The organism is Oryzihumus sp. (assembly GCF_054325275.1).
The window spans coordinates 1-3,983 of record NZ_JBTCWL010000127.1; the positions used below are offsets into that span (position 1 = coordinate 1).

The 3,983-nt window shown below is 73.4% G+C and carries 6 protein-coding genes; 5 read left to right on the forward strand and 1 reads right to left on the reverse strand.

The window, feature by feature from the left end:
- The 5 genes from ACXVGS_RS18830 to ACXVGS_RS18850 form a co-directional block, all read left to right on the forward strand.
- On the forward strand, nucleotides 1-219 hold a 219-nt coding region (locus tag ACXVGS_RS18830; protein WP_458538203.1), incomplete at its 5' end, for a CarD family transcriptional regulator.
- 53 nt (nucleotides 220-272) lie between these two features.
- Nucleotides 273-896 carry a 2-C-methyl-D-erythritol 4-phosphate cytidylyltransferase gene (gene ispD, locus ACXVGS_RS18835; protein WP_458530385.1) on the forward strand — a complete coding sequence of 208 codons (624 nt, stop codon included), beginning with the start codon at nucleotides 273-275 and terminating at the stop codon, nucleotides 894-896.
- A complete protein-coding gene (gene ispF, locus ACXVGS_RS18840; RefSeq protein ID WP_458532704.1) occupies nucleotides 883-1,404 on the forward strand; it encodes a 2-C-methyl-D-erythritol 2,4-cyclodiphosphate synthase in 522 nt (173 codons plus the stop codon). Before ispD ends, ispF begins: the two co-directional genes overlap by 14 nt.
- 102 nt (nucleotides 1,405-1,506) lie before the next feature.
- A complete protein-coding gene (locus tag ACXVGS_RS18845) occupies nucleotides 1,507-2,592 on the forward strand; it encodes an S-(hydroxymethyl)mycothiol dehydrogenase (RefSeq protein ID WP_458530387.1) in 1,086 nt (361 codons plus the stop codon).
- Complete coding sequence (locus ACXVGS_RS18850; RefSeq protein WP_458538204.1) at nucleotides 2,592-3,239, forward strand: MBL fold metallo-hydrolase; 648 nt, start codon at nucleotides 2,592-2,594, stop codon at nucleotides 3,237-3,239. Before ACXVGS_RS18845 ends, ACXVGS_RS18850 begins: the two co-directional genes overlap by 1 nt.
- A gap of 141 nt (nucleotides 3,240-3,380) precedes the next feature.
- On the opposite strand, the gene ACXVGS_RS18855 is transcribed toward ACXVGS_RS18850, so the two are convergent.
- On the reverse strand, nucleotides 3,381-3,911 hold the full coding sequence (locus tag ACXVGS_RS18855) for a phosphatase PAP2 family protein (protein ID WP_458532702.1): 531 nt from the start codon (nucleotides 3,909-3,911) through the stop codon (nucleotides 3,381-3,383).
- Between the last annotated feature and the right edge of the window lie 72 nt (nucleotides 3,912-3,983).

Here is a 3,983-nt window from a genome sequence, read left to right on the forward strand (position 1 = left end):
TACAAGGCCAACCTCGAGAAGCTCGCCTCCGGTGACGTCATCAAGGTCGCCGAGGTCGTGCGCGACCTGTGGCGCCGCGACAAGGACCGCGGCCTGTCCGCGGGTGAGAAGCGCATGCTCGCCAAGGCCCGCCAGATCCTCGTCTCCGAGCTCGCGCTCGCCGAGAAGACCAACGAGGACAAGGCCGAGGCCATCCTCGACGAGGTCCTCGCCTCCTGAGCACCTGCGTCGTCCTCGTTGCCGCCGGTCAGGGCACGAGGCTCGGGGCTGGTGTGCCCAAGGCGTTCGCCCCGCTGCGCGGGGAGCCGTTGCTGCTCCACGCGCTGCGGGGCGTCCTTGCATGCGGCCAGGTCGGCCACGTCGTGGTCGTCGCCCCCTCGACCCACCTCGAGGCCGCCCGCGCGCTGACCGGCGGTGACGCGCGGGTCGACGTCGTCGCCGGCGGGGCCGACCGCACCGCGTCCGTGGCCGCCGGCCTCGCCGCCCTCGGTCCGGACGAGGACGTCGTCCTGGTCCACGACGCCGCCCGCGCGCTGACCCCGGTCGCCGTCTTCGAGCGGGTCGCCGGGGCCGTCCGGGCCGGCCACCCGGCGGTCGTCCCCGGCCTGCCCGTCGTCGACACCGTCAAGGTGGTCGACGAGCACGGTGTCGTCACGGCGACCCCGGCGCGCGAGCTGCTGCGCGCGATACAGACGCCGCAGGGCTTCTCCCGCGAGGCGCTCGAGCGGGCGCACGCCTCCGGCCTCACCGCCACCGACGACGCCGCGCTGGTCGAGGCGCTCGGCCTGCCCGTGCTCGTCGTCGACGGCGACCCGGCCGCCCTCAAGGTGACCACCCCGGGCGACGTGGCCCGCGCGGAGGCCCTGCTGCAGGATGGCCGGTATGTCGGACAGTGAGCTCCCGCCGCAGCCCCCCGTCGCGCACGTGGTGCTGCCCCGGACCGGCGTCGGTGTCGACGTCCATGCCTTCGCCACGGACGACCGGCCGCTGCACCTCGCCGGGCTGACCTGGCCGGGGGAGCGGGGCATCGAGGGCCACTCCGACGGCGACGTCGTGGCCCACGCGGCGTGCAACGCGCTGTTCTCCGCGGCCGGGCTGGGCGACCTGGGCACCCACTTCGGCACCGACCGGCCCGAATTGGCCGGCGCCCGCGGGGTCACCCTGCTCGCCGAGGCGGCGCGGATCGTGCGGGAGGCCGGGTTCGTCATCGGCAACGTCGCGGTCCAGGTCGTCGGCAACCGGCCCAAGCTCGGCCCGCGCCGGGAGGAGGCGCAGGCGGTGCTCGAGGCCACGCTCGGGGCGCCGGTGTCGTTGGCCGCCGCGACGACCGACGGGCTCGGCTTCACCGGCCGGGGTGAGGGTATCGGCGCCATCGCGACCGCCCTCGTCGTCCCCACAGCCTGACGCCACTCTGCGCGTGGGGCTCGACATGAGGTGGGCTGGCGCGCTCACTAGGCTCACGGCATACCTGCAGTTGCACCATCCCCGACCCGCGGAGGAGCCGGCATGCCGAGCACGGTCAGAGGAGTCATCGCGCGCAGCAAGGGCGCCCCGGTCGAGCTGGTCGACGTGGTGGTGCCTGACCCGGGGCCGGGCGAGGCGGTCGTGAAGGTGCAGGCCTGCGGGGTGTGCCACACCGACCTGCACTACCGAGAGGGCGGGATCAACGACGAGTTCCCGTTCCTGCTCGGGCACGAGGCGGCCGGCGTCGTCGAGGCGGTCGGCGAGGGCGTGACCGAGGTGGCGCCCGGCGACTTCGTGGTCCTGAACTGGCGCGCGGTGTGCGGGCAGTGCCGGGCGTGCGCCAAGGGCAAGCCGTGGTACTGCTTCAACACCCACAACGCCAGGCAGAAGATGACGCTGACCGACGGCACCGAGCTCTCGCCGGCGCTGGGCATCGGCGCCTTCATCGAGAAGACGCTGGTCGCCGCCGGGCAGTGCACCAAGGTCGACCCGGCCGCGCCGGCCGCTGCCGCCGGGCTGCTCGGCTGCGGCGTCATGGCCGGCTTCGGCGCCGCGGTCAACACCGGCGGCGTCACGCGGGGTGACTCGGTCGCCGTGATCGGCTGCGGCGGCGTCGGCAACGCGGCCATCGCAGGGTCCGTCCTGGCCGGAGCCACCACCGTCATCGCGGTCGACGTCGACGACCGCAAGCTGGAGTGGGCCAAGGGCTTCGGCGCCACCCACACCGTCAACTCGCGCAGCCAGGACCCGGTCGAGGCGATCCGCGAGCTGACCGGCGGGTTCGGCGCCGACGTGGTCGTCGAGGCGGTCGGCCGGCCCGAGACCTACGAGCAGGCGTTCTACGCCCGCGACCTCGCCGGCACCGTCGTCCTCGTCGGCGTGCCCACGCCCGAGCTGAAGGTCGAGCTGCCGATGATCGAGGTCTTCGGCCGGGGCGGGGCGCTCAAGTCCAGCTGGTACGGCGACTGCCTGCCCTCGCGGGACTTCCCGATGCTGGTCGACCTCTACCGGCAGGGGCGCTTCGACCTCGACGGCTTCGTCTCCGAGACGATCGGGCTCGACGACGTCGAGGCCGCGTTCGAGAAGATGCACCGCGGTGACGTGCTGCGCTCGGTCGTGGTGCTCTGATGTCGCTCCTCGGCAAGGACTCGAAGGTGCGGGTCGACCGGGTCGTCACCCACGGCACCTTCAACCTCGACGGCGGCAGCTGGGAGGTCGACAACAACGTCTGGGTGGTCGGCAACGACACCGAGTGCGTGGTCATCGACCCGGCCCACGACGGCCGGCCCATCATCAAGGCGGTCGGCAAGCGCACGGTCGTGGCGATCCTGTGCACCCACGCCCACGACGACCACATCAGCGCGCTGGGGGAGGTCTCGGACGCCACCCGCGGCACGTCCTGGCTGCACCCGGAGGACCGCGTGCTGTGGGACCGCGTCTACCCCGTGACGCCCGACCGCGAGCTCGCCGACGGCGACACGATCTCCGTGGCGGGCGTGACGGTGCAGGTGCTGCACACGCCGGGTCACTCCCCGGGCGCGTGCTGCTTCTACAGCCCCGAGCTCGGCGTGGTCTTCACCGGCGACACGCTCTTCCAGGGCGGCCCGGGCGCGACCGGGCGCTCGTTCAGCGACTTCGACACGATCATCGCCTCGATCAGCGACAAGCTGTTCCACCTGCCGGCGGGCACGGTCGTGCACACCGGCCACGGCGAGTCGACCTCGATCGGCGTCGAGGCCCCGCACCTGCCGGAGTGGGTCGCCCGCGGCCACTGACGCCGCTCACCCTCGTTACTTCTCCACTTGGTGCCCGCTGCGCCGCGTTCGTACCCCGTTTCGAGCCCCAAGAGCGGCCGACCGGGCACCAAGTCGGGGGATGTGGGAGGGGCAGACGACGGGTATGCCGGGTCGCTCGCCTCAGGGGGTGGCGGCGGTTTCCGAGGTGGCCGACTCGGGGGAGGGGGCCTGGCCGGTCACCCGCGCGGGGAGCCGGTGGCTGACCAGCGACCAGACGAGGACGCCGAGGGCTGCGGCAGCCACCCCGATCACCGCGCCGGCGATGATGTCCTGGGCGTGGTGGACGTGGGCGAGGACGCGGGCAGCGCCGACGCACAGCGCCAGGACGGCCAGCACGGCACCCACGGTGCGCCGCTGCACCCACACCAGGGCGGCGACCGTCATGGACAACGCCGTGTGGTCGGAGGGGAAGCCGTTGTCGGCGGGGTGGGCGAACAGCGGCCTGACCGAGGGGTCCACGACGAACGGCCGCGGATCGGCGTGAAGCGAGGCTGCGACCAGGATGAGCACGCCGACCGCGGCGAGGGCCACGACACCCTCGACGACCATCGCGACCTTGCCGGAGCGGGGAGCCAGGAGCCACACGACGGCTCCGGCCGCCACGATGACGAACGGCAGGTACTGGGCGACGGCGACGATGAGGGAGTCCACCCCGCAAGGGTGCGGGTCGTCTCTGGGAGTTTTCTTAGACGGCGCGGCGCCCCGGCAGGCCAGGCCTGCCGG

Bases quoted from the DNA above. Each gene is read 5' to 3' on its own strand.
- ispF (WP_458532704.1), top strand. From the start codon at position 883: ATGTCGGACAGTGAGCTCCCGCCGCAGCCCCCCGTCGCGCACGTGGTG.
- ACXVGS_RS18845 (WP_458530387.1), top strand. From the start codon at position 1,507: ATGCCGAGCACGGTCAGAGGAGTCATCGCGCGCAGCAAGGGCGCCCCG.
- ACXVGS_RS18850 (WP_458538204.1), top strand. From the start codon at position 2,592: ATGTCGCTCCTCGGCAAGGACTCGAAGGTGCGGGTCGACCGGGTCGTC.